This is a genomic window from Algoriphagus sediminis, from assembly GCF_030403435.1.
Taxonomy (GTDB): Bacteria; Bacteroidota; Bacteroidia; order Cytophagales; family Cyclobacteriaceae; genus Algoriphagus; species Algoriphagus sediminis.
In genome coordinates, this window is sequence record NZ_JAUEPH010000007.1 from 21794 (window position 1) to 47144 (window position 25351).

General features: G+C 39.3%; 23 protein-coding genes and 1 pseudogene. 15 read left to right on the top strand and 9 right to left on the bottom strand.

Annotation, left to right across the window (positions count from 1 at the left end):
• Position 1 precedes the first annotated feature (1 nt).
• Entirely contained in the window at positions 2-1030 is a 1029-nt protein-coding gene (gene recA / locus QVH07_RS15215) for a recombinase RecA (RefSeq protein ID WP_290002014.1), read from the top strand.
• Positions 1031-1096: 66 nt separating this feature from the next.
• On the opposite strand, the gene QVH07_RS15220 is transcribed toward recA, so the two are convergent.
• A complete protein-coding gene (locus QVH07_RS15220) occupies positions 1097-2344 on the bottom strand; it encodes an ABC transporter permease (RefSeq protein ID WP_290002016.1) in 1248 nt (415 codons plus the stop codon).
• A 129-nt stretch (positions 2345-2473) separates the two neighbouring features.
• Between QVH07_RS15220 and queA the strand changes: the two genes are divergently transcribed.
• The 5 genes from queA to QVH07_RS15245 all read left to right on the top strand — a co-directional run bounded on the left by queA (position 2474) and on the right by QVH07_RS15245 (position 6950).
• Complete coding sequence (queA, locus tag QVH07_RS15225; protein WP_290002017.1) at positions 2474-3523, top strand: tRNA preQ1(34) S-adenosylmethionine ribosyltransferase-isomerase QueA; 1050 nt, start codon at positions 2474-2476, stop codon at positions 3521-3523.
• A 45-nt stretch (positions 3524-3568) separates the two neighbouring features.
• Complete coding sequence (locus QVH07_RS15230; protein WP_290002019.1) at positions 3569-4237, top strand: 2-C-methyl-D-erythritol 4-phosphate cytidylyltransferase; 669 nt, start codon at positions 3569-3571, stop codon at positions 4235-4237.
• 128 nt (positions 4238-4365) lie between these two features.
• Positions 4366-5154, top strand: coding sequence for a LiaF transmembrane domain-containing protein (locus QVH07_RS15235; RefSeq protein ID WP_290002020.1), 789 nt, complete (start codon positions 4366-4368; stop codon positions 5152-5154).
• A 30-nt stretch (positions 5155-5184) separates the two neighbouring features.
• The gene (locus QVH07_RS15240; RefSeq protein ID WP_290002022.1) at positions 5185-6222 is read left to right on the top strand and encodes a sensor histidine kinase; all 1038 of its coding nucleotides are present in this window, start codon (positions 5185-5187) and stop codon (positions 6220-6222) included.
• Positions 6219-6950 carry a LytR/AlgR family response regulator transcription factor gene (locus QVH07_RS15245; RefSeq protein WP_290002024.1) on the top strand — a complete coding sequence of 244 codons (732 nt, stop codon included), beginning with the start codon at positions 6219-6221 and terminating at the stop codon, positions 6948-6950. Before QVH07_RS15240 ends, QVH07_RS15245 begins: the two co-directional genes overlap by 4 nt.
• A 26-nt stretch (positions 6951-6976) precedes the next feature.
• Here the strand turns inward: QVH07_RS15245 and QVH07_RS15250 are convergent, their stop codons facing one another.
• Both QVH07_RS15250 and QVH07_RS15255 read right to left on the bottom strand, forming a co-directional pair.
• On the bottom strand, positions 6977-7198 hold the full coding sequence (locus tag QVH07_RS15250) for a DUF2795 domain-containing protein (protein WP_111322787.1): 222 nt from the start codon (positions 7196-7198) through the stop codon (positions 6977-6979).
• Between the two features lie 79 nt (positions 7199-7277).
• Entirely contained in the window at positions 7278-8525 is a 1248-nt protein-coding gene (locus QVH07_RS15255; protein ID WP_290002033.1) for a DUF349 domain-containing protein, read from the bottom strand.
• A gap of 129 nt (positions 8526-8654) precedes the next feature.
• On the opposite strand from QVH07_RS15255, the gene ettA reads away from it, so the two are divergent.
• Entirely contained in the window at positions 8655-10334 is a 1680-nt protein-coding gene (gene ettA, locus QVH07_RS15260; RefSeq protein WP_290002034.1) for an energy-dependent translational throttle protein EttA, read from the top strand.
• Positions 10335-10838: 504 nt separating this feature from the next.
• Here the strand turns inward: ettA and QVH07_RS15265 are convergent.
• From QVH07_RS15265 to QVH07_RS15275, 3 genes are all read right to left on the bottom strand, one after another.
• Entirely contained in the window at positions 10839-13202 is a 2364-nt protein-coding gene (locus QVH07_RS15265; RefSeq protein WP_290002040.1) for a tetratricopeptide repeat protein, read from the bottom strand.
• 725 nt (positions 13203-13927) lie between these two features.
• Positions 13928-14881 (bottom strand): glycosyltransferase family 2 protein, encoded by a 954-nt coding sequence (locus QVH07_RS15270; protein WP_290002043.1) that lies wholly within the window; start codon positions 14879-14881, stop codon positions 13928-13930.
• Between the two features lie 104 nt (positions 14882-14985).
• Positions 14986-15663: a class I SAM-dependent methyltransferase gene (locus tag QVH07_RS15275; protein ID WP_290002047.1), complete on the bottom strand. Its 678-nt coding sequence runs from the start codon at positions 15661-15663 to the stop codon at positions 14986-14988.
• A gap of 308 nt (positions 15664-15971) precedes the next feature.
• Here QVH07_RS15275 and QVH07_RS17740 point away from each other — a divergent pair.
• Positions 15972-16179 (top strand): annotated as a pseudogene (locus QVH07_RS17740) (hypothetical protein); the annotation flags it as partial.
• A gap of 13 nt (positions 16180-16192) precedes the next feature.
• Here the strand turns inward: QVH07_RS17740 and QVH07_RS15280 are convergent.
• Positions 16193-17425, bottom strand: a complete 1233-nt coding sequence (locus QVH07_RS15280; protein WP_290002050.1) for a metallophosphoesterase — start codon at positions 17423-17425, stop codon at positions 16193-16195.
• Positions 17426-17635: 210 nt separating this feature from the next.
• Between QVH07_RS15280 and QVH07_RS15285 the strand changes: the two genes are divergently transcribed.
• Complete coding sequence (locus tag QVH07_RS15285) at positions 17636-18952, top strand: pyridoxal phosphate-dependent aminotransferase (RefSeq protein ID WP_290002056.1); 1317 nt, start codon at positions 17636-17638, stop codon at positions 18950-18952.
• Positions 18953-19063: 111 nt separating this feature from the next.
• Here the strand turns inward: QVH07_RS15285 and QVH07_RS15290 are convergent, their stop codons facing one another.
• Complete coding sequence (locus QVH07_RS15290) at positions 19064-19360, bottom strand: four helix bundle protein (RefSeq protein WP_290002059.1); 297 nt, start codon at positions 19358-19360, stop codon at positions 19064-19066.
• An 82-nt stretch (positions 19361-19442) separates the two neighbouring features.
• Positions 19443-20363, bottom strand: coding sequence for a zinc dependent phospholipase C family protein (locus QVH07_RS15295; protein WP_290002061.1), 921 nt, complete (start codon positions 20361-20363; stop codon positions 19443-19445).
• 206 nt (positions 20364-20569) lie between these two features.
• On the opposite strand from QVH07_RS15295, the gene rpsT reads away from it, so the two are divergent.
• The 6 genes from rpsT to QVH07_RS15325 all read left to right on the top strand — a co-directional run bounded on the left by rpsT (position 20570) and on the right by QVH07_RS15325 (position 25314).
• Entirely contained in the window at positions 20570-20824 is a 255-nt protein-coding gene (gene rpsT, locus QVH07_RS15300) for a 30S ribosomal protein S20 (RefSeq protein ID WP_290002062.1), read from the top strand.
• 93 nt (positions 20825-20917) lie between these two features.
• Positions 20918-21613, top strand: a complete 696-nt coding sequence (radC, locus tag QVH07_RS15305; RefSeq protein WP_290002065.1) for a RadC family protein — start codon at positions 20918-20920, stop codon at positions 21611-21613.
• A gap of 3 nt (positions 21614-21616) precedes the next feature.
• Complete coding sequence (locus QVH07_RS15310; protein ID WP_290002067.1) at positions 21617-22234, top strand: DUF1684 domain-containing protein; 618 nt, start codon at positions 21617-21619, stop codon at positions 22232-22234.
• Between the two features lie 93 nt (positions 22235-22327).
• Positions 22328-24742, top strand: a complete 2415-nt coding sequence (gene pheT / locus QVH07_RS15315; RefSeq protein WP_290002070.1) for a phenylalanine--tRNA ligase subunit beta — start codon at positions 22328-22330, stop codon at positions 24740-24742.
• Between the two features lies 1 nt (position 24743).
• Positions 24744-25028 carry a hypothetical protein gene (locus QVH07_RS15320; protein WP_290002074.1) on the top strand — a complete coding sequence of 95 codons (285 nt, stop codon included), beginning with the start codon at positions 24744-24746 and terminating at the stop codon, positions 25026-25028.
• Between the two features lies 1 nt (position 25029).
• A complete protein-coding gene (locus QVH07_RS15325) occupies positions 25030-25314 on the top strand; it encodes a cell division protein ZapA (RefSeq protein WP_290002077.1) in 285 nt (94 codons plus the stop codon).
• Positions 25315-25351: the final 37 nt, after the last annotated feature.

Below are 25351 nucleotides of genomic sequence, written 5' to 3' on the forward strand. Positions count from 1 at the left end.
CATGAGTAATAACGCAGAAAAGCTAAAAGCTTTACAACTCACAATAGATAAACTCGAAAAAACTTACGGTAAAGGCACCGTAATGAAGCTAAGTGATAATCATGTGTTGGATATTCCGGCGATTTCCACAGGTTCATTGGGTTTGGATATGGCACTAGGAATTGGAGGAATTCCCAGAGGTAGAGTAATCGAAATTTACGGACCGGAATCTTCTGGTAAGACTACGCTGACCATGCATTGTATTGCTGAAGCCCAGAAGGCGGGTGGTCTGGCCGCATTTATTGATGCGGAGCACGCATTTGATAAAACGTATGCTGAGAAGTTGGGTATTGATATTGATAGCCTGCTGATTTCCCAGCCTGATAATGGAGAGCAGGCGCTTGAAATCGCCGAGCATCTGATCAGATCTGGTGCGATTGATATTATTGTGATTGACTCGGTGGCAGCTTTGGTTCCAAAGGGTGAACTGGAAGGAGATATGGGAGACAGTAAGATGGGCCTTCAGGCTAGACTTATGTCTCAGGCATTGCGAAAGCTTACCGGAGCGATAAACAAGACCGGATGTTCTTGTATTTTCATTAACCAACTCAGAGAGAAAATCGGGGTGATGTTTGGAAACCCTGAAACGACGACTGGTGGAAACGCTTTGAAATTTTACGCCTCTGTTAGATTAGATATTCGCCGAATTGGCCAAATCAAGGAAAGTGCGGATAACGTTTTAGGTAATCGAACCAAAGTAAAGGTGGTAAAAAATAAGGTAGCTCCTCCTTTCAAAATCGTAGAGTTCGATATCATGTATGGCCAGGGGATTTCTAAGGTAGGAGAGATTTTGGATCTAGGAGTTGAGTTCGACATTATCAAGAAAGCCGGGTCATGGTTCTCGTATAACGGGGAGAAGCTTGGTCAAGGACGGGATGCTGTCAAAAATATATTATTAGATAACCCGGAGCTCATGGATGAACTAGAAGCCAAAATCAAAGGCGCGGCAGGTTTGATTCCTGTGGATCCGGAAATGGAGGCTGAGGATTGATAAAAAGAATAAGCAACAAAAAAGGGAGATGATTTCATCTCCCTTTTTTGTTGTTCACTAACAAGTTTAAGCCCGAATAGCCTCGACAGGATCGAGTCTAGCAGCCAGTGTGGCGGGTACTATTCCAGAAACAACTCCAATGATGGAAGACACCCCAAGACCTAAGACTATATTTTTAAACGATAGAACAAGATCCAGACTTCCCAACTGTATAAAGCTGAGGAAATAAACTAATACAATTCCAGTTAGTCCACCGATTAAACTTAGACAAACAGCCTCAAAAAGAAACTGAAAGAGAATGAAGTAATTTTTCGCTCCGAGGGACTTTTGAATACCGATGATATTGGTTCTTTCTCTGACAGACACAAACATGATATTTGCGATTCCAAATCCACCTACCAGAATGGAGAATCCACCGATTACCCATCCAGCCGCAGAAATCACATCAAAAACGGATCCGATAGCATTCTGAACAAACTCGGTTTTATTAAGTGCAAAATTGTTTTCTTCTTTTGGCTTGAGCCCTCTCTTAGCCCGAAGTAACCCGGCCATCTCATTTTCCAAAGCCACTAATCCAATATCCTCCTCGCTGCCCTTTGCCGCGATGGTAGGCTCCACTCCTCTACGCCCACCCACGTAATACATTTTACCGAAGGCCCCAAAGGGAATGAGCGCTGTTTGATCTTTGGAGGAAATTTCGAACAACCCTCCTCCTTCTTTTTCAAAAAGACCAACCACGGTAAATTTCATACCTCGGATTTTTACCTGTTTTCCAATGGGGCTTTCATTTGGAAAAAGGGTGGTAGCTATCTCGTTGCCTATGATGGCGACATTTCGCGCAGCCTGGATCTCAGATCCAGTAAAAAATCTGCCTTGCTGTAAAGGTACATCGAAAACGTCCGGATAAGTATCTACGACTCCGGTAATTTGTGTTCCTTCAAATGCACTGGAACCAGCTTTAACAGTTGTTCCGGCGGAAACAGAAATGGTTACAGCTTCAGCAGATTTTAGTCTTTCCTGAAAAAATTCATATTCTTCGAATGATCCAGGAGGCCTTCTGAAATATTTCCACCATGGATAGTCTCTACCGTCATTAGTAAAGGGAAACCTCCCTACGTTAATTACATTGGTTCCTAAGAAATCGAAAGAAGATTTAATGTTATTTTCAAGGGAATCAACCAAGGTGAAAACCGCGATAATGGCGAAAATACCTACCGTAACTCCAAGTAGAGATAGGACTGTTCTGGTGAGATTCGTTCTCAATGCGCTAAATGCGAAAAGGAAGCTTTCCCAGATTAGGCTGAAGGTTTTCATCGTCTAACAATAGTTGGTTTGAAACAATTTGTCAAGTTAGCGGAAATTCGGCATTTTTCTTACTATCTTTGCACTTTTTAGAGAAGCAAAAAGTAAATTTCAGTACTGAATTTCCACTAAAATATCTATATGAAATTATCAAATTTCAAGTTTGAAGTCCCCAAGAAACTAGTCGCTCACTATCCAGCTGAAAATAGAGATGAATCAAGGCTTATGGTCCTCCATCGTGAAACAGGAGATATTGAGCATAAAGTTTTTAAGGATATCACAGATTACTTTGGCGAGGGAGACGTATTTGTTACGAACGACACCAAAGTTTTTCCTGCGAGGTTATACGGCAACAAAGAAAAAACAGGTGCAGAGATAGAGGTTTTTCTACTGCGTGAATTGAACCCTGAGTTAAAACTTTGGGATGTTTTGGTCGATCCGGCCAGGAAAATTCGTGTGGGAAATAAACTTTATTTCGGAGATAGTGATCTGGTGGCGGAAGTTATAGATAATACCACTTCCCGAGGAAGGACTATTCGATTCCTTTTTGATGGAACTGAAGAAGAATTCCACAGAACTATCGACTCTCTTGGAGAGACACCTTTGTTAAAAGAGTTTATCGATAGAAAGGTGGAGCCGGAAGATCGTGATAGATATCAGACCGTATTTGCCAAGAATGTAGGAGCTGTGGCTGCCCCAACCGCGGGTCTTCATTTCACCCCACATTTGCTGAAAAGGCTTGAGCTGCAAGGAGTAGAAGTTACTCCCATTACTCTTCATGTGGGCTTGGGAACTTTCAGAAAGGTAGAAGTTGAAGATTTGACCAAGCATAAAATGGACTCTGAAAATTATTCCATTCCTGCCAAGACTGTTGAATTGGTGAATAAGGCATTGGATAATAAAAAACGAGTGGTTTCTGTAGGAACAACCTCTCTTAAGACCGTCGAATCTTCAGTCACGGCTAATGGACGATTGAAAGAGAGCTCAGGATGGACGGATAAATTTATCATTCCTCCTTATGAGTTCAAGATTGCTAATTCGCTTATCACCAATTTCCACTTGCCAGAATCTACGCTGCTTATGACAGCCGCTGCTTTTGGTGGATATGATTTGGTTATGAAAGCCTATAAGGAAGCCATTAAGCAGAAATACAAGTTCTTCTCCTACGGAGATGCAATGTTGATTTTATAATATTTAGCCCCGAAAGGGGCTTTTTTTATCCCAAACCAAAAAGAGTTGAAAAAGTATGCTGTGATCGTGGCCGGAGGTAAAGGCACCCGAATGGGTAGAGAGCTTCCCAAGCAGTTTTTACCCTTGGGAGGTAAACCCTTGCTGATGCATACTTTAGACAAATTCCAGGCTTCAGATCCGGACTGTGAGCTTATTTTGGTTCTTCCGAGCTCCGAGTTTGAACTTTGGCGTTCCCTTATTGAAAAACACTCATTTGATGTTTCACATTCCTTGGTGAAGGGTGGGCAAAGCAGATTCCAATCTGTTAAAAACGGAATTTCCTCCATTTCGAGCGATGAAGGCTTAGTTGCCATTCATGATGGGGTACGGCCTTTCGTGACAAAAACAGTGATTAAACACGCTTTCGAGACTGCGCAGAAAGAAGGAAGCGCGATTCCCGTGGTCACCCTTAAGGACTCCATCCGAAAAGTGGAAGAAGGGAATTCAATTTTTCAAGATAGAAATCAATTCAGGCTGGTTCAAACTCCTCAGACCTTTCGGTTGGAAGAAATTAAAAAGGCCTTCGAAGCCGAAGAATCGGATTTTTTTACCGACGATGCTACTGTCTATGAGCATAGCGGAAAGCAAGTTACTTTGATAGAAGGAAATCGGGAGAATATAAAGATTACCACTCCCGAAGATTTAGACTACGCGGAATACCTTTTGAGAAAATAGGAGGAATAGCTCATTCATTTACCGACTTTTTCCCCGGGTTGACCGACTTTTTTCTTTTGATCACCTATTCATACTCAGGAAGACTATAGCTCTGAAGTAAGTTTGAATATCATTAAACAAAAAAAGACATGCCAGCTAACAGATCTTCAAATGACTCAGGATTAATTTTCGGATTCATAATTATTGCTATTGGGGTTTTAATACTCCTGAACAAACTTGGTTTTTTTATTCCCGGATGGATATTGTCCTGGCCCATGATTTTGGTGGCCATAGGAACATTTACCCTGGTGAAACACGGGTTTAGGAGTTTCTTCGGTTCTATTATGTTGGGACTTGGATTGTACTTCCTTTTCGAAAGAGAATTTGGTTTTGACTTTGGAATCGAGCGATACATATTTCCAGTGGCCTTGATACTACTCGGGCTCTATTTTGTCACTCAAAGGAGAAAAGAGAATAAAATCCTCTCCGACATTGATTCCCAGATCAATAAAAGCATGAAAGAGGCAAAGGACTCTATGAATAGTTCTCTAGGAGGAGAAAAACAATCTAATCCATTCACCAGTGCAGGTTCCACTTTTAATGATAGGCTGAACATCGATGCGATTTTCAGTGGGGTCGATAAGCGTGTGATGTCAAAAAACTTTCAGGGAGGTAAGCTTACCGCCGCATTTGGCGGGATAGATATAGACTTTACCCAGGCAGATTTTAAAGGAATTGCGACCCTGCAAGTAGATGTAATCTTCGGTGGAATGAAGCTCGTAGTACCACCTCACTGGGATGTCCGCACTGAAGTTTCTAACATTGCGGCTGGAGTGGAGGACAAGAGAATCTACAGAGATTCTGAAGTTGATCCAGAGAAGGTTCTGCTTCTGAGAGGAACCGTTCTATTCGGAGGTTTGGAAATCAAATCATTTTAACGAGATTCCAAGAGGCTAAAATTTAAAGACTTGTTTTCAAGAGCTTTTTCTAAACCAACTACTGCCAACTGGGTCATCCAGGGAGCCAATCTAATTTGGTTCCTTGGAACTTTCCTTTTACTTAGTTTCTATGGGGTTGAAACTGAGTATGCATTGGCTGATGCTATTCTTTTCACCTTAGTCTTTTTTGGGGGAGTTACTGTTCTCGACAGGATTTTTAGCTTTTATATTCCCAAAGGAAGTAATAACTGGCTTTTGCTGGCTTTACCCTTAGTAATAAGTGCACTCGGTATTTTGATTCATTACTATTTGCTAGGGTTTTTTATCTCTGATACAGATTTTTTACAGATTCAAAAATCAATGGTAATACTTCGCTCCGCAATCCTTTGGGTGACCTTCACCCTGGTCACTCTAATAGCTTTGGTGGTGGCCAAGCTAGAGCTTCAGGAGGAATCTCAAAAGAGAGAAAATATGATGAAAGACCTGTCTAAGGAAGCCGAACTCGCTCAACTTAGACAGCAACTTCAGCCTCATTTTCTTTTTAATAGCCTTAATTCAATTAATGCTTTGGTCATGTCAAAGCCTGACAAAGCCCGAGAAATGGTCATTCAGCTCTCTGACTTTCTCAGAGGGACTATTCGAAAGGATTCTCATGAGCCTGTTACCCTCAAGGAGGAATTGGGATATCTGCAGCTTTACTTGGACATAGAAAAGGTTAGGTTCGGGCATAGGTTAGATGCAGATTTTAAGGTAGAGGAGGAAGCTGAGAATCTTTTGGTTCCTCAGCTCCTAATCCAGCCTCTTTTGGAAAATGCCATAAAGCACGGTTTGTACGGAGTTACCGATGAGGTAAGGATTCGCTTTGAAGCCAAGAAGCAAGGAGGTTATTTAGAGATAACGCTGGAAAATCCTTACGACAAGGAACATACTGCACAGAGTGGTGCTGGTTTTGGCTTGAGTTCTGTGGCTCGAAGATTATTTTTACTTTATGGGAGGAAAGATCTTTTAAGCACTGAAAAACTATCGGAGGTTTTTAGGGTGAACCTCAAAATTCCTCAATCAAAATGATAAGAACGCTGATCATAGATGATGAACCTTTGGCCGCTGGGGTAGTGGAGGAATATCTCACTTCATTTCCGCAGTTTGAGGTTTTGGGAACCTGTCATAATGGATTCCAGGGATTGAAAACCATCCAGGAGCTGAAGCCTGATTTAATCTTTTTGGATGTTCAAATGCCCAAGATCACTGGCTTTGAAATGCTTGAACTGGTCGATGATCCTCCGGCTGTAATTTTCACCACAGCTTTTGATGAATATGCAGTTAAAGCTTTTGATGCCAAGGCCATAGATTATCTATTGAAGCCTTTTTCAACGGAGCGATTTTCTCAAGCTATCGATCGCTTTTTAGACCAAAGGAGTGCGGGACAGTCTACGGATGAGTCGGAGACGATCACAGCTTTGGCAGAAAAAAGTAGTCGCTTAGTCGTGCGCGTGAAGAATGAAATCAAGGTGATCGCCACTTCGGAGGTTATATATTTTGAGGCTCAGGATGACTATGTGGCTATCCATACAAAAGATGGAAAATATCTGAAAAAACTAACGATGAAATCCCTTGAGGCATCTCTGTCAGAGAGTCCGTTTGTAAGGTGTCACAGATCATATATGGTAAATATGGATCAGATTTCTAAGATTGAGCCTTACGAAAAGGATCATTACATCCTGAAGCTAAAAAATGGAGAAACCATACCCGTTAGCAAATCAGGCTACTCCCGGCTTCGGCAAGTTTTGGGGATATAAAAAAGTCCCTCGAAAGGGACCTTGATTTAATATTCGTCTTCGTTAAAGAAGAAGTCATCTTTGGTAGGATAATCCGGCCAAATTTCTTCTATGGTCTCGTAGGGCTCACCATCATCTTCCAGTTCCTGAAGGTTTTCAACGACTTCCATCGGGGCTCCCGATCGGATTCCATAGTCGATCAACTCATCTTTTGTGGCTGGCCATGGGGCATCTTCTAAATATGAAGCTAATTCAAGTGTCCAGTACATAGTTGTTAATTTTTAATCGTTCCGGATTTTTAAAGTGTGCAAAAGTATAAATTTTTTGAAATATCTAATCTTCTACTGATTATTTATATGAAAGTTGTCTTAGAATATAGTTTTTTACGTCAACTTTCCTCTTTAAACCAGCTAATTTTTTCATCATGGCTATTTCAAAATCTTTGGTCTGAACGCGAAAGTTTTCAGAATTGTTCTGAGCGTTTTCTAGTTCACTCTGGTCCCTTCTCAGTAGGTCTTTAAGAAGTGCGGTTTTAAGCCTTTTCTGTTCATCCTCAGACCTTTCATGAAAGTCTTCATATTTGCTATTAATTAGTCTTTCTAAAAAAGATTTTTCAAAAACGATATCCGTGAAAAACTGATAAGACTTTGAAGCCATTTTAGCTTCTCTTGGCTTTCTATGTGGAAGCTTTTTCCAATCCTGCTGGATGGCCTTGGCATTTTCGATGACTTCCCGGCTGCTCGGTTGACCCGCCAAATCTTTCATTTTTTGGCTTAGCTCCTCTACTTTTTTCATTACTTCTCGAGGATGCAAGGTGGTACCCGGATTCAATGCCCGCTTATATCTTGAGAAAATTCTATTATTCAGTTTGGAAAACTCATCCCAAAGCGGTTGTCTTCGTTCTGCTGGGACTTTTCCTGAAGCTTTCCATTCTTTTTGAATTCGCTTAGAAATTTCAAACGCTTTTTTGGCATCTGTCATCGCAAAGGCATCACGCGCTTGCTGGACCAAAGATTCATAAACCTTAATATTTTCGTCCGCCTGGAGTGAAAGTCCTTCGTAATAATGTCTTCGGCTTTCAAAGAAAGTTTGAACCGCAGTTTCGAATTCATTCTCGATTTCCTCCTCCAGTTCCTTATCTACAGGGCCGGTTTTGATCCATCTAAGCTTTAAATCTTTATAAAATTCTGTGGTTGCTTTCCAGTCAGTATCATGCATCATGGACTGAGCTTCCTGAATAAGAGCCTTCTTAAGCTCCAGATTCTTAGCTCGATTACCCGCGATGATTTCATTTAAGTATTTCTCCTGAGCTTCTAGGTCTTCGATCAAAGGCACAAAATCACCTAAGGCATCAGCAGTTTTTAGGGAGTCTTTCAGATGAACAAGTTTCATCAGAAATGAGCCCTTATTTTGGTTTTCCTCAATGTCAGACTTGAGCTTTTCTACTTTTTCCACAAGCATGGAAAACCGATTTTCAAAATAGGCTAAGGTAGAGGCTTCGTCTTCCTTTACTTCTCCAATTTCACGATCTTCTTGCCCCAAAAATCCCTTCAAAAAAACTTTATTGTCTTTAATATATCCGTAGGGATGCTCCATTTACTCGATAATATTAGTTGGTGGTTTTCTATGTTCGCAAATTAATTAATTCAAATGCACTTATCCTAAGAAAGGGCTTTTTTTGCCATCTTTGGCTTTAAGGCCAAAATCAGAACTAAAAAATAACCTATGAGTGCAGAAAAAATCATCTTCTCGATGGCTGGCGTATCCAAGATATATCCGCCACAAAAGAAAGTCCTGAATAATATTTATCTCTCTTTTTTTTATGGTGCCAAAATTGGCGTACTCGGTCTTAATGGTTCAGGTAAATCTTCCTTGTTGAGGATAATTGCCGGAGTGGATAAGGAATTTCAGGGAGAAGTGGTGTTCTCTCCGGGCTATTCTGTGGGCATGCTGGAGCAGGAGCCACAGCTTGATCCCTCGAAAACAGTGAAAGAAGTGGTGGAGGAAGCTGTTTCCGAAACTGTGGGGCTTTTGAAAGAATTTGAAGAAATCAATGAGAAGTTTATGGATCCTGAAGTTATGGAGGATCCAGATAAAATGAATGATCTTATCGAGCGTCAGGGTGAGGTTCAGGAAAAACTGGATGCAGCAAATGCATGGGAACTGGATGTGATGCTTGACAAAGCAATGGATGCTTTGAGGCTTCCTCCGGCTGAAGCCAATGTGGCCAATCTTTCAGGTGGTGAAAAAAGAAGAGTTGCACTCTGCAGGCTGTTACTTCAAGAGCCTGATGTACTGCTTTTAGATGAACCAACCAACCACCTGGATGCGGAATCAGTGCTTTGGCTGGAGCAACATCTCCAGCAATACAAAGGGACCGTAATCGCAGTTACTCACGACAGGTATTTTCTTGATAATGTGGCTGGGTGGATATTGGAACTGGATAGGGGAGAAGGAATCCCATGGAAAGGAAATTATTCCTCCTGGCTGGATCAAAAGCAAAACCGACTGAAGCAAGAAGAGAAAACCGAGTCAAAACGTCAGAAAACTCTTCAGCGAGAGCTTGAATGGATTCGAATGACTCCCAAGGCAAAGCAGGCTAAAGGTAAAGCCAGGTTAAGTGCATATGATAAATTAGTGGGTGAGGAAGCAAAAGAAAAGGAAGCAAAATTAGAACTCTTTATTCCACCTGGACCTAGGTTAGGATCAAAAGTGATTGAAGTGAATGGAGTATCCAAAGCCTTCGGTGATAAGCTACTTTTCGAGGACTTGACTTTCGCTTTGCCGCAAGGCGGGATAGTAGGAGTAATAGGTCCAAACGGAGCTGGTAAATCCACACTTTTCAAGCTCATAACCGGTCAGGAAAAGCCTGATTCAGGTAATTTTGAAGTCGGAGAGACCGTTCAACTTGCCTATGTAGATCAGGGGCATGATAACCTTGATCCTTCCAAAACAGTCTATCAAACCATTTCTGAAGGAAACGAATTTATAAAGCTTGGCAATAAGGAAGTCAATGCCAGAGCTTATGTTTCCAAGTTTAATTTTGGAGGATCGGATCAGGAAAAGAAGGTGGGTGTTTTGTCCGGTGGTGAGAGAAACAGAGTTCATCTGGCCATGACCTTAAAAGAGGGAGGAAACCTTTTACTACTCGATGAGCCAACCAATGATCTGGATGTGAATACGCTAAGGGCACTTGAGGAAGCGCTTGAGAATTTTGGTGGATGTGCAGTGATCATCTCTCACGACCGTTGGTTTCTGGATAGAATTTGTACCCATATTCTGGCTTTTGAAGGAGATTCTCAGGTTTACTGGTTTGAAGGAAACTTCACAGACTATGAGGAAAACAAAAAGAAGCGGCTTGGGGATGTGACACCAAAAAGAATTCGGTATAAGAGTTTGAAGTAAATCAGAAATCTTACATTGTTCGTCATTGCGAACATAGTGAAGTAATCTTTGCGCAGTGTTTAAAACCTCCAAGATTTATGGTCTTCGGAGGCTTTTTCGACTTATACGTGTATATTTTTTTGTGTTTCTACTAGAATATGACACAAGAGCTCTTGGATATATGATGGGTCCGTACCTCCTTCCAAAAGATGGGAAGCGAACTAGTGTCTAAGCCAATGAAGTGTGACGGTTTTTTTTAATCACTGCCTTCTTCGCCGCTGACTTTAGCACTTCTTGGCAACTACTTCCTCTACACATTTTGCCTTTCTTCATCTGTTTTCAAATAGTCAATGTATCGTCCTTGGATGCAAGGTTACTTAAAATCACTTCATACTCTTTTGAAGTGATGAATGCTTTCCTCTTGCTTAGAAGAGACTCTTAATTTTCCGCATCGTTATAGGAAGAACTAATAATGGATGTTTTCATGGAATTAATTGGTTGGTTTGGGTTTGCTCTTTTCAAATTTCAATTTATTTTTTTGGAATTCGCAAAATTTAAGTTTCCTCTAGCCAGCTTATTGGATGTGTCTAATTTCAAAGCTTGGTTACAAGCTTCAATAGCTTTGTCATACTTTTTGAGCTGATTGTATGCTGCACAAATATTATTAAAGGCTGCACTACTAGGCGAAATTTCATTTGATCTCTGTGCGGCTTTTATACAAGACAAAAAATCTCCGTTATTATAGAAAGTTAAACTTAAATCTAAAAAATCGTCTGCAGATGAATTCTTAGGATTCGAATCGCGATTTTGTATTTCAGCAGCATTAATTGCGTCGGACAAGTTGTTTTTTGCAAGTTCAAAATCTGATTTAAGGTTTAATGCCTTAGTGTAAGCTTCAATGGCTTTATCGTATTCACCTAATCTAAAGTGCGCAATTCCAATGTTGTTATATGCTTCCGGATAATTCTTTTTTAAACTTAAAGCTAATCTTGCTGCAGAAATGGTTTTTTCAAATTTGTTAGATCTAAAATAGTGGAGGCTCAAATTAAGATATTTTTCCGCTGATGGTTCCATGAGTGCTTCTTCTTCCAAAATCATAGAGATGGATTTCTTATTTTGAGCTACATTTAAATAGTCCCTGGCTATCCTATTATTTGGTGATCTATTCAAGATACTTTCAGCTAAGTTTTTTAATTTATCCCATTCTTCTGCTTTGTGATGGAGATTTAATAATAACACCTGTGCATGCGTATAAGTAGGTGAAATTTTAAGGGCTTCTGATAACAGTTTCTTAGCTTCTTCAAATCTATTGTTTTCGTTCAAATATTTGGCATAATAATATAAACCACTGTGACTACTAGGGTTTAATTCTAACGCTCGTTTAAAATAGTCTTCCGCCTCAATTTTATCTCCCATTGCATTGGTTAAAATACCTAGATTAATATGTAATGTAGCATAATTTGGGTTTAGGAGAAGTGCTTTTTTGTAGTAGCTCTCAGCCTCAGCATATTCTCCTTTAGCCATCAGTGCCAATCCGTAATTCATCAAGCCGCGCCCATTGTTTGGACTCTTGATGGTAACATCCTTCCATAGACTAAGCGAATTGTTCCAAACTTTATTTCGTTGTCGTACACCATAAACATTAGCTGCTAAAAAGATAATCATTACAAGAAAAATGATAGTCTTTACCTTCTGATTTTTTAACGTAGAGTATAAATATTTTTTCAAAATATAGTTTACGCCAAATACAAAACTGATTGTCAATCCGATATATGGAATAAAAGTACGATGGTCATTTAATACTTCAGCAAAGGGTATAAAAGAAGATGTTGGTAACAAAGATATAAAAAACCATAAGAAGCCAAATGAAATGAGGTGAGTTTCCTTCTTGTTTGAAGCTCTTAATGCCACATAAACCAGTAAAGTAATAATTACAATTCCAAGTATTGCCCTATAGTCTAAAATAGAAGTATAGACCACCCAATCCGTATCGGCAGATAAATTATAAGGAATAAAGTAGGTGGCGATATAGTGCACCATGACCATTGGTTGAGTTATCAAGTAATTAAGCGTGCTCAATCCCCCTGGATTAAAGGTCATTGGCCGCATTTTTGTATACAATAAGTAAAAAATAATCGTTAAAATAAATGCTGGCAATGCTTTATAAAAAGACTTTAATGTTTTTTTGAATTCTTCTTTTCTATAAAAGTGCAAGAGATCAACCTGCTCTTCAAATATTAATGAATAGAGTAATAGCAGCGGAGCAAAAACAAAGGCCATCTCTTTAGCGAAAAAGCCAATCAGGGGAAATAAAAGATAGATATAATATTTCCTCCAAATTCCACCGCTGAGAAAAACCACAAATCCGGCAAGTAGAAATAGTGCAGCAGTAATTTCTGCTCTTTGAATGATGTAATTTACTGTTTCTGCATTTGCACAAAGAAAACCAAAAATTGTGGCACATAATAGTGCCCAATACTTGTTATCTTCTGAATAGTTGATTCGATCTAATAGCTTTTTGATAAAGAGACCTATTAAAAAACAGGTGATTAAGAATGTTAGAAATATATGGATATGAAATACTTTGGTATCAAGACCATCTCCAAGTTTGTAATCAATTGCATTTTCTAATGTTGTTAAAGGACGGTAGCTTTGATTAGAAGGTAATGAGCTAAACGTAGTTGCATCCGTAAAAAAAAGCTTGAGATTGATTTCATGAATAGCACTGTTGTTTTCAATCGTATGACTATCATCAAAGTGAAATGAATTTGAAAAATGATTTGAATAGGCAAATATCAATGTAGCTAATGAAATAACTACCAGTATTAGAAAACCCACATTTTTGAAATACCTTGAGTTGTTTTTGTTTGAAGTGTTAATACCTTTCATTTGGATCGAATAGTAATACATACAAATAACTCAAATTGTATGGATATCTCCATGGAACTCGAATTTTATCATAAAAATTTAACTGGAAAGAGTTTTTTTTAGATCAAATAGGCATAGGTCGAGCTTTTCAGCCAAGGTCAGAATACAAGAATTACTCTATGCAATGGAGGTAGGTCATGATTATACCCTTGGGGAAGAGGATATTCATCGCTTTGGAAATTTCAAACACTTTTACAGTTTCTTCGACCTGAAGCCAATCCTAAAACTGGGTGGTGAAAAGGGCCGAAAAGGGTATATGATTTACTTAGATCATATAGGTTTGGGAAATGGGTTAATTAAGTGCACATGGGCCACAGTTCAACTTGATCTAGTAGTGCTGTCTCGGTTCCTGAAAATTTGGATAGGAAATACTAGAAGGTGAGCCATTGAATACATTGCAAGAAATTCACTCTCAAAATTCTATCATGTGCTTAAGTTCAAAGGAGCGAATAAGCAGGGTTTTTCAATTAGTTCTTATCAGAAATTTTTGGTCAGACCGAAAAAAATGCCGTAGACCTCTTTCTTATATAGATGTCAGGATGTAGGTTCAATCTGTTGTACAGTATTGGGGTGAGCAGGTACCAAACTAAGAAGAAACGTGTACTCCTAATTAGGAGACTTTTGATAGCCTGTCCCGATGAATATTTAGAGGAGCTTACTTCCTGGCCAGAGGAGACAATTATTTTTTATAATTTGTTAAGTGGTTTGAACTTTTTGGGAATACTATTAATATCTATACTAATGGCTTGTAATAAAAATTGTATGCCCAAAATTATTGGTAAAGCTGCAAGCATTATGGTGCCAGAATTATTCGCAGTGTTTTCCATAATCCCCATTATCCATCTATAACCACCAAAAAACAAACCAAATAAAAGTAGGGGAATAGAAATTAGAAAATAGATTGAGGCCATATTAAAATTATAAATATAATATTTGTAAAAGATTCTTTTAACTAATCCCTTCAAGATTTTCATTGGAAAATTTAAAATAACCCTATTTATGTTAAGATTACTAGTCTCATCACTATAAATTGCAGAAATATAAACATCTTCAACAACTTGGTTTAAAAGATTTAAATTTATGAGCATGTCGGTCTCAAAAAAATATCTATTATCAATTTTATTTAGGTTTAGTTTACTTAGAGAATGCTTAGAAATAGCACAAAATCCATTTGTTGGGTCCATAATGTCCCAATAACCTGAAGCTAATTTTATAGTAAAAGATAAAAAACTATTACCAAAAAGTCTTATTTTGGGCATTCTTTTTAGTGCTTTGAAATCATTAAAGCGATTCCCTTTTACATAATCAGCTCTATCATAGAGTAAAGGGTTAATTAGTTTTGTGATTTCATTTGGATTCATTTGGCCATCTCCATCCAATTTGATTATTATATCACTTTGTAGCTCTAGGGCTTTTTTAAAACCACTAATTACAGCTCCTCCAACACCTTTATTTTTTTTATGAAATATAACCTGAACTATACCTATATCCATTTCCTCTACTAAGGTACCAGAATATTCGGGACATGCATCGTCTACAACTATTATTGTGTCGATAAACTCTGGTATTGAGTGAATAACATCTTTAATTTGCTTAGATACTTTATAGCAAGGAATAACAACAGTTATTATTTTATTCATTTTCATAAACATTTCCAGTTATTGTCCCAATTCTGATTTCATTTATATTTTGTTGTTTTTGCTAACGTTTTACGAATCTGCGTTTTCAGAGAGTTTAGCTGTTTTTAAGAGTTTTTTTGAGCAGTGAATAGTTCAAACAGAACCACGGGGAATAGCAATTTAGTTAAAGAGAATATTTTCATCTTCTTTTTGAATGTCTCTTTAATTATAGAAATATTTGTCACGTGGTAATCCCCTGTAAATCTACTCCCAGCAATCTTTCGGCCAATTTTGTAGAATATATTTTCCGTAGGTCCAGATATTAAAATTATTCCATTTGGAGATAATAATCTATGAAATTCATCTATATATGGCTCTAGGTCCTCAATGTGTTCTAGTACATCCAGAGCAAAAATAATATCAAACGAATTATCCATCAAATTGTGAGTCAGAATATCTCCCTCGATAAAATTGATAGTCCGTGGAAACTCTATTTTACTTTTCACCAATTCTAGTGGAGCAAACTCAATATCACATGCTGTGACTGTATAATGTTTTTCTGCTAACATGTAACTTAAAACTCCTGAACCACATCCAAAATCAAGAATTTTATCCACTGATTTATGTTTGTTTGCAAAGTTATAAGCGATTTTGATCCTTTCCCAAAACAGCCAATCGATAAATGGATTTTTATGAGTGTAGGCAGGCAAAGCAGCTTCTCCTATTTCGTAACCGTCACCTTCTTTAAGGATTCTCCTAAAAGCATTTTTGAACCTTTTTTTTGAGGTGTTAAACTCTTTCATTTCAAATTTTCGTTAAGACAGGTCTTTCGCTCTAGGTATAGATTATAATGTAAACTAGATTCGTTAATATTCTAATGATAGTTCTCGGCTTCTAATTTCGTTTTCACAGAGGTATGCTAAAAATACGTTACGTTGGAATATTCACCAAATCGAATCCTATTCCTATAGTTGAATTAAATATTTTTTAAGGACGAAAAATCATGTACCCAATCATAAGGGCCCTCGTTTGGTAGATTCATTTCTGGTTATCTTTGAACCTTCAATTCTTCGCCTTAATCGAAGTTGGAGATTATTTTCTAAAATGGTAATTCCTGGATAAAACCACTACCTACATTTCAACTTGGAAAGGGCTATTCTCAGGTCCATTGGTTTGAGGGGAATTTCTCAGACAATGAGGAAAATAAGAAAAAAAGACTCGGAGACGTGGCACCGAAAAGAATTCGGTCTAAGAGTCTGAAGTATGAAAGGAAAATAAAACCCCTTCAAGAAAATTATCTTGAAGGGGTTTTATTTTAATGAGCGAGATATTTCAACTGACCTTCTTCTTCAATTTCAGCACCGTTATTTCAGGCCAAATTCCCACTCGACCAGGAAAGGCCAGGAATCCAAATCCGCGATTGACGTGGAGGTAGCGCCCAAATTCTTCATAGAGTCCCGCCCATTTGGGATAGCGCAAAGAGACTGGACTCCATTTTAGAAAGCCTGGAATTTCAATTCCAAACTGCATTCCATGGGTATGACCACTTAGTGTTAAGTGAATGAATTTGGAGAATGATTTTACCTGCTCATCAAAGTGAGAAGGATCGTGGCTCATGAGGATTTTAAAGCTATTATCGCTAAGGTTTTCTGCGGCTTTTTCGAGGTCACCATGCTGCACGAAGCCTTTCCCCCAATTCTCTACACCGATCAGATCAATACTCGCATTGGCTTTTTGAAGCTGGACGTTTTCATTCCTCAAAAGCTTGAAACCCAATTCTTCCTGAATCTCGTAAAGGCGTTCCATATTTGCCACTTTGGCTTCCGGGCTAGGCCAGGACATGTAGTCCCCATAATCATGATTACCAAGGATGGAGTATTTACCCATTGGAGCTTCAAGTTTCTGGAATGATTCAATCCAAGGCTCCATTTCCTTAGAAGTATTATTCACTAAATCCCCTGTAAATAGAATCACATCCGAACCTTGCTCATTAATCAGGTCAATTCCATATTCGATCTTTTTCTTGTTGTCGAAACTTCCGGAATGAATATCTGAAATTTGAGTGATAGAAAACCCATCAAATTCTTCCGGCAAATCATCAAACTCAAGGGTGTGACTAATTACTCGATATCGATATTTTCCAATTAGGACCCCATGAAGAATCCCAACGAAAGGAACCGCGGAAACTGCCAGGGCCAATTGGCTAATGAACTTCCTACGATCAGGAAGAAAATCTCCATTCCTTGTACCTGTGGCAGATGTGAATAAACCCCTAAAAAAACGAATGACATCCTCTCCAAATAACAATAATAAGATGATCAGCTTTGGCACCAATGAAAGAATGAGCAAAGAAGCCATGGTTGAAAAACCTGAGCTGGACGTCCCTCGATTAAAGGTCAAAAATGCATAGGCGATGAAAACATAGACTGAGATCGAAAAGAGCCAGAAAGCCAGCTTTGCCCAGATGTTGTTTGGGAAGGATGTTTTTATAGCTTGATATGAGTAGAGATCAATTATGAAAAGAAATCCCAGAAAAAGCAGGATACGGATAATGACAGAGATCATTCAGTGGTTCAGTCGAAGTGGTAATTAAAATCTATGGTTCAATTAGCTACGCCCTCATCATCAATGGGTTGAGATGAATTGCGCAAATGAAAAAGCATTTTAGGAATACAAAGGTTTCATTTGGGGGGATAAAATTTTCTATTGTAAGCTTTTTTAACCCTATACCTCCGATTTCGGAGAGTATTTTGTTTCTTTATTTTTTCGCAGACCATGAGACAGAAATTATTACGACCGGGTGCCGAAGAGCTCTCTTATGAAATCAGAGCTATTGTAAAGAAGGCGAAGCAGATTGAAGCCATTGGTTTTCCGATGACCTGGGAAAATATCGGCGATCCCATCCAGAAACATAATCGAATTCCCAGCTGGATGAAGGAGATTATCTCGGACTTGCTCAAGGAGGACGAGACTTATGGCTACGCTGACTCAAAGGGTGTTTTGGAAACCCGGGAATTCCTAGCAGAATTAAATAACAGTCATGGGGGGGTACAGATCAGCGCGGAAGATGTACTCTTCTTTAATGGGTTAGGAGATGCTATCGCAAAGCTTTATCAATTTCTTACCCCAACTGCTAGGATTATTGGTCCATCGCCAGCTTATTCCACACACAGTTCTGCGGAAGCCGCTCATGCCAACACAGCTCCAATTACTTACAAACTCGATCCGGATAATCAATGGTATCCCGACTTAGAGGATTTGTATATGAAGGTGAGGTATAATCCTTCCGTTGTTGGAATTCTGATTATCAATCCCGATAATCCGACAGGGATGGTTTATCCCAGAGAAGTTTTGGAAAACTTCGTCAAAATCGCTGAGGAGTTCGACCTTTTTTTAGTTATCGATGAGATTTACCAAAACATCACCTACAACGGTGCCAAAGCCATTCCTCTTTCCACTCTGGTAAAGGAAACCCCCGCGATTTCCTTAAAGGGTGTTTCCAAAGAATTTCCATGGCCTGGGGCCAGATGTGGTTGGATGGAGTTTTATAATCGAAACTCATCAGAAGAATTCTCAAAACTTTGCCAGACTCTGGAAAATGCCAAAATGATTGAAGTCTGTTCGACCATTCTTCCTCAGCTAGCAATTCCGAAGATTATGAGCCATCCATTATATGCTGAGTATAGACAGGAAGCCAATAATCAAATTGGTAATAGAAGTCGCTGGATGGAAGAAATTCTGGGGGAAATCAAAGGAATCAGATTTAATCCTACCCGTGGGGCTTTTTATAACACCGTGGTTTTTGAGGACGGAGTACTGAATGAAAACCAATCCTTGCCTTTGGAAAGTCCTGAACTTGAAGATTTGGTCAAAGAATGGGTCGGGTATAAGGATATGAAACTGGATAAGCGATTTGTTTATTTCCTGCTTGCGTCCGAGCGAATCTGCGTGGTCCCCATTTCCTCCTTTTGTTCCGAACTACTCGGATTTCGGGTGACCTTGTTAGAAGAAAATGAGGAAGTTTTTAAGGATACCTTTAGAAGGCTAGGTAGGGCGATTGAGGTTTATTTACGTTCAAGCTTGAAAAAGTAGGCAGTTTCAGTTCTCAGTTGGCAGAGGTATAAAATTTCACTTTCTATTCGATCCGAATTTTTCAGGATTATCTATCATGTATCCAAGAAGTTTACCCACCTCGTTAGCAGTTTAATTCAGTATATGATACTCAGTATCGCTTAGGTAACCACAATCTTTTGAAAATTGAAGCCAAATTTGTGTTTCGGTATTTTCGGCACCTGAATCACTAAGTTTAGAAATGAAATGCGCAGGATACCTTCTTTTTCTGTAAGCTTCACCTATGTTGCTGCAAACTGATCTGCTCGACCTTTTAATTTGATCAATAAGTGAATACTTTTCTTCTGCGGGAAAACTCTTACTCACTTCAAAAATCTTCATGGCAAGGTAATAGGCTTTCTTGTACGAAATTAGATCTCGGTAATCCATTTTAAATTTTTTCGAATGTTTTCATTTAGTTAAATGTTGCTTACTGAGACTGTCCTCTACAATCTGATATAGATCGGCTTTTTCATCTTTCTAAACCACCGTGTTTTCTCACCTGCAAATCTGGATCCACTACCAAGTCCTCCTCTTCAATATTTGAACCCTCAAATGAGCTTAAATCCGGTTGTCCGGCATTGATCCAGGCAGTATACCAGAAGTCTGCAATCATTTTGATAGACTTTTTCATTTGTCTTTCTATTTGGCCATCCAGGGCCTTTTCGTAAGCTTGGGAAAAGGCTTTGGAATAAACCCGAACCGTAAGTCCATTTCGCTCTTCAAAGCTAAATTTTTCATCCTCAGCAAACTCACCTGTAAGTCTTCGCTCTATGCTCAGAACCGAGTCTACCTGATCATGTGCTTGCCATACGGCCTCCCAAATCGCTAATTGAGGCTTCTCTACGTATTCGGCCTTACTAACCCAAAGGGCATAGTTTTGTGAATTCAGTTCTGGTATTCGGCTTTCCCAAAACCCATGAATTCCCTCCTGACCAGTGAGTTGCCCGTTATAGTTTTTGGTCGTGTGCAAGGGTACATTTAGATCTGCCAAATAATGGCCTAAGTCGGCTGATAGTCTCAGGATTGCATTGGTATTCTTTTTTTCAAAAGCTTTGGTGAGGCTTAGAAAAGTTTGGTACGCCGCCCAAGGACCTATTCCCTGAGCTCGGAGAGAATCTTCAGAATATAGTTCTAAGGCTTGATTCCAATAGAGAGGCAGAGAATACCTGATACTATCTGGGTAATGATCCAAATCGATGTAATGCTTCTCTGCTTCACCTTTAACTGCATAGCGTCTTCGGTCTGGATTTACAGCCTTGGTTTTAATAAAATCCTGATTGATTTTGTAGAGAACCATCATCTCCGGTGGGAGAGAATATGTTGCCACTTGATTGATCAGGGAGTGGGCATAAAAGCCCCAAAAAATGAAAGTGAACAAAAAAGCATTCATCCTAAATAGCAAAAAATGAACTATAATTTACGGGTTCTGCTTTAAATTTCCAGCTTTTTGAACTCCTTACTTTAAATTGATAGTGTTAATTGTCCGTTGATTTTCAGAGGAATGTTTGAATTTACTTTGGCAGTATTAATTATTTACAATAACTTTGCACTCCCAATCAGTATAGGGTAAGAAAAGTAATTCAATAAAAACTAGATATGGCAAATCACAAATCAGCTCTAAAGAGAATTCGTGCAAACGAAGCCAAGCGTTTGAGAAATAGATATCAAGCGAAAACTACTCGGACGTTCATCAAGAGACTTAGAGCTTGCACCGACAAGATCGAGGCTCAGGAGCTTTACAACAAGGTTTCTTCTATGTTGGATAAGCTGGCGAAGAAGAATGTGATCCACAAAAACAACGCGAACAACAAGAAGTCAAGATTGGCTAAACTTGTAAACTCGCTTGGATAAGCTGCCTTGCAATGAAATTAGAAGCCCCGAAATCGGGGCTTTTTTTATGCTCAATATTTCTGTATTTTTAGTTACATCATTTTTTCATTTCATATGCAGAATTTTTCATCAATTAAGATTTCTAAATTGGCGGAGGAGGATCGGCCAAGGGAAAAACTTTTACTAAAAGGTAAAACCAGCCTTAGCGATGCCGAATTAATCGCAATTTTAATTGGATCAGGTACTCCCGAAATGAGTGCTGTGGATTTGAGTCGTATAATTTTACAATCTATAGATCATGACCTTAGCAAGCTCTCTCGATTGAGTATTCAGGATTTGAAAAAATTTAAAGGAATAGGCGAGGCTAAAGCTATTTCGATTGTTGCGGCTTTAGAATTGGGAAGAAGGCGCAAAGATTCCGAACCTGTCAAAAAACCCAGGATCACCTGTTCAAAAGATATTTATGATTTAATGAAAAGTGAGCTTTATGATGAGCCTGTGGAACATTTCTATCTTGTACTTTTGAGCCGATCAAACCAGGTGATCAAAAAAGTTCATATTTCAAGAGGGGGTACGGCGGGCACGGTAGTTGACTCAAAGCTTATCTTTAAATCGGCCCTGGAGTATTTGGCCCAATCCTTAATTCTCGTGCATAATCACCCGAGCGGAAACCTCAAACCTTCGCATCAGGATATAAAACTTACCGAAAGACTTATCAAAGCAGGTAAGGAATTGGATTTGCCCATCCTTGATCATGTTATATTTGCTGATGATGGCTATTTTAGCTTCGCAGACGAAGGACTGATTTAATACATGAAACCAAAAACCATTTTACTGCTCGCCGTCCTGATAGTGATCGTGGCGGCAGTAACCTATACCCTTACCGCAACTGAAGACCCGGAGGACTACATTGAGAGCATTGAAGATGAGCGGGAGAGGCAATTTAAATTCATTCGATTTAATGTGGATTCGCCGCTCACCGAAGAGCAAAAGAATAATTTCACAGAGCTAAAATTTTATCCTATTGATCCCAAATACAAGGTGATCGCCAGGATGGTGCCGATTGAGAACAAAAAGGTGCGGAATGTCCCCATGACGGATGGGACTACAGAGCGATACATTGAACACTCGTATGCGGAATTCACCATTGATAATATTCCTTTGCGTTTACTTTTACTTCAAGACGTGAACGAATCCGATAAGCGAAATTTCTTTGTGGCCTTTGCAGATGATACAAGTACTGAGGAGACCTACGGTGGCGGCCGTTACATTAATGCTAGACAAACGGGTAAGAACAGTATCACTATTGATTTTAACCTGGCATACAATCCATACTGCGCTTACAATACAGATTATGCTTGTCCGATCCCACCTCGGGAAAATTTACTGAATATCCCCATTTATGCCGGCGAGAAAAATTATGAGGAATAAGGCCAAAGAAGGTCAATTCCTTTAAATTTGTCCCTTATTTCTATTTGGCCTCGGCCAAAGCTGACCTGCCTTTACAGGCAAAAGAAATTCAATATGAAGATTTCAATCAATCGATTAAAAAAATATATCCCTCTAGATCAGGATTCTGAAAAGATCAGTGATATGCTTACTCAGTCTGGTCTTGAAGTGGAGGGGTTAGACAAATTCGAATCTATAAAAGGAGGGCTTGAAGGGGTTTTAATCGGCGAGGTCCTGACTTGTGAAAAGCATCCTGATGCTGATAAGTTAAGCCTTACGACTGTCGATATCGGAGAAGAGAGCCCAGTTCAAATTGTTTGTGGCGCACCGAATGTTGCCAAAGGCCAAAAAGTTTTGGTGGCTACGGTCGGATGTATGCTTTATCCAAAGGACTCTGAGGGTTTCAAAATCAAAAAGGCTAAAATTCGAGGACAGGAATCCTTTGGAATGATCTGCGCAGAAGATGAACTCGGTCTGGGCAGCAGTCATGATGGGATCATGATTTTGGATACCGACTTAGCTAATGGGACTCCAGCATCTGACTTAATTGATGTTGGGATGGATGAAATCCTGGAAATTGGATTAACCCCTAACCGTGCAGATGCAGCTTCACATCTAGGAGTAGCCCGTGACTTAAAAGCCCTTCTCGGAAAAGACTTGGAGATTGATCCGGCGCCTGATTTAGAGATTGAAGCAAAAGGTCCAGCAATTTCGGTTGAGGTTGAGGACTCAAAAGATTGTCCCAGATATGCAGGAGTGGTAGTGACAGATTTAAAGGTTGCACCTTCTCCATCTTGGCTACAAAACTTCCTTCGAAGTCTGGATTTGGAGCCAATTAATAATGTGGTAGATATCACTAATTTCATTCTTCACGATTTGGGGCAGCCGCTGCACGCTTTCGATGCAGAAAAGATTTCTGACGGAAAGATTAAAGTTGGGAGGATGCCAAAGGACACAAAATTTGTGACTCTGGATGAGAAAGAAAGAAAGCTTTCTGGTGAAGAACTGATGATTCAGGATTCAAAAGGCGGGCTTTGTATTGCTGGGATTTTCGGAGGTTTGAATTCGGGAGTTTCAGACTCCACAAAAACTATTTTCCTGGAGTCGGCATATTTCTCTCCAGATATAACGAGAAAAGGAGCTCAATTCCATGGCCTGAAAACAGATGCCTCGTTCAGGTTCGAAAGAGGAACTGATCCAAATATGCCGGTCTATGCTTTAAAAATGGCTGTAAAGCTTTTGAAAGAAATAGCTGGAGGAAAGGTCTCAAGTGAGATCATTGACATTTATCCAGATCCGGTTAAAGACTTCGTCATAGAAGTGGACTATGGTAGAATCAATCGACTTATTGGTAAAACTATCACACCTCAGGAGGTGAAGACTATACTAGAAGGATTGGAGATCGAAGTTAAAGATGAAACTGAATCAGGATTCACAGCCGTAGTTAAGCCTTATCGGGTGGATGTAACCCGAGAAGCTGATATTATTGAAGAGATTCTAAGAATTCATGGATTTAGCCAGGTTGAGCTTTCAGAGCATCTGAGCACTGATTATTTGGCGGAGCATCCGGTGAAAGATTTGGACCAACTTCAGTTCAAACTCAGTGAATTTCTGGCAAGCCGTGGGTTTTCGGAGATAATTACCAACAGCCTGACCAGCTCCAACTATTCCGAGAAATCAGACTTTCTGGACCCTCAGCTCAACGTAGAAATTTATAACAGACTTAGCGAAGACCTAGATGTGATGAGGCAAACGCTTCTGTTCACAGGTTTGGAAGTTTTGGCTCATAATATCAACAGGAAACAGACGAACTTGAGGTTCTTCGAATTTGGCACTACCTATAAAAAAAGCGAGAAGGGCTATTCTGAAACCTCCAGATTATCTATTTTCCTATCCGGAAATAAGTCTGAAGAAAGCTGGCTTGGGGAGTCAAAACCGTTCGCATTCACTGATATTTACGCCACAGTGAATGATGCCCTTGGCAAGCTAGGAATCACTCCGTCTACGGTGGATGTGATAGAGTCTTCTCCGTTTGATTATGGCTTAATTTTGAAACTTGGTGAAAAGGAACTTGGAAGATTTGGCTTGCTTGACAGCCAAAGTTTAAAGCAGACAGGTGTTCGGCAGGATGTATGGTTTGCAGAGTTAGATTGGCAATTGATCGGTAATAAATCCAAGGGTCTGAAAAAATACGAGGCCATATCGAAATTCCCGGAAGTTCGCAGGGACTTATCTCTGGTTATTGATAAATCCGTTTCATATCAGGAAGTGGAAGCCATTGCTAAGAAATCTGGTGGGCGACTATTGAAGAGGATCAATGTATTTGATGTTTATCAAGGCGAAAAAATTGCTGAGGATAAAAAGGCATATGCTTTAAGTTTCTATCTGCAGGATCAGGAAAATACTTTGACTGATAAGGTAATTGATAAAACTATGAGTAAATTAATATCAGTATTCGAGAAAGAAACAGGAGCTCTTATCCGAACCTGATATGATACACGACGAACTGCAAAAGCTTGAAAAGTTAGCCACCAAGATTAAAGGAAGGATGGCTGAATTAAAATCCGAAAATGAGGAGCTGAAAAAGTTAAATTCCGATTTAGAGGGGCAATTGCAAGCGAAAGAGCAGGAAATCGAACACTTTAAAAATAAGATTAAAATTAGTAACATTGTGGATAACCGTAGGATGAACTCTGATGATTCCACGGAAATGAAAGACTTAATCGATAATTATATAAAAGAGATTGATCATTTGATCACTCATTTGTCAGAATAAAATGGAGACACTATCCATACGTTTGAAAATTGGCACTAGAGAGTATCCCATGAGTGTAACCATGGAGGATGAGGCTAAAATTCGGCATGCTGGCAAACTAATAAACGATAAACTGAAGAAGTATAGAGAGGAGTATGGGTTGGATGATAGCCAGGATTTATTGGCTATGGTTGCATTTGATTGCATGGTAGAATCCCTGGAATCAAATGAAGTGAATGCTGAAGACAGCGCGAAAATTCAAGAGAGCCTTACCCAAATAAATACACTCCTTTCTGATTCTTTGTAATACCCTTTCATTTTCAGGATAAGCAGGTTGATCCACG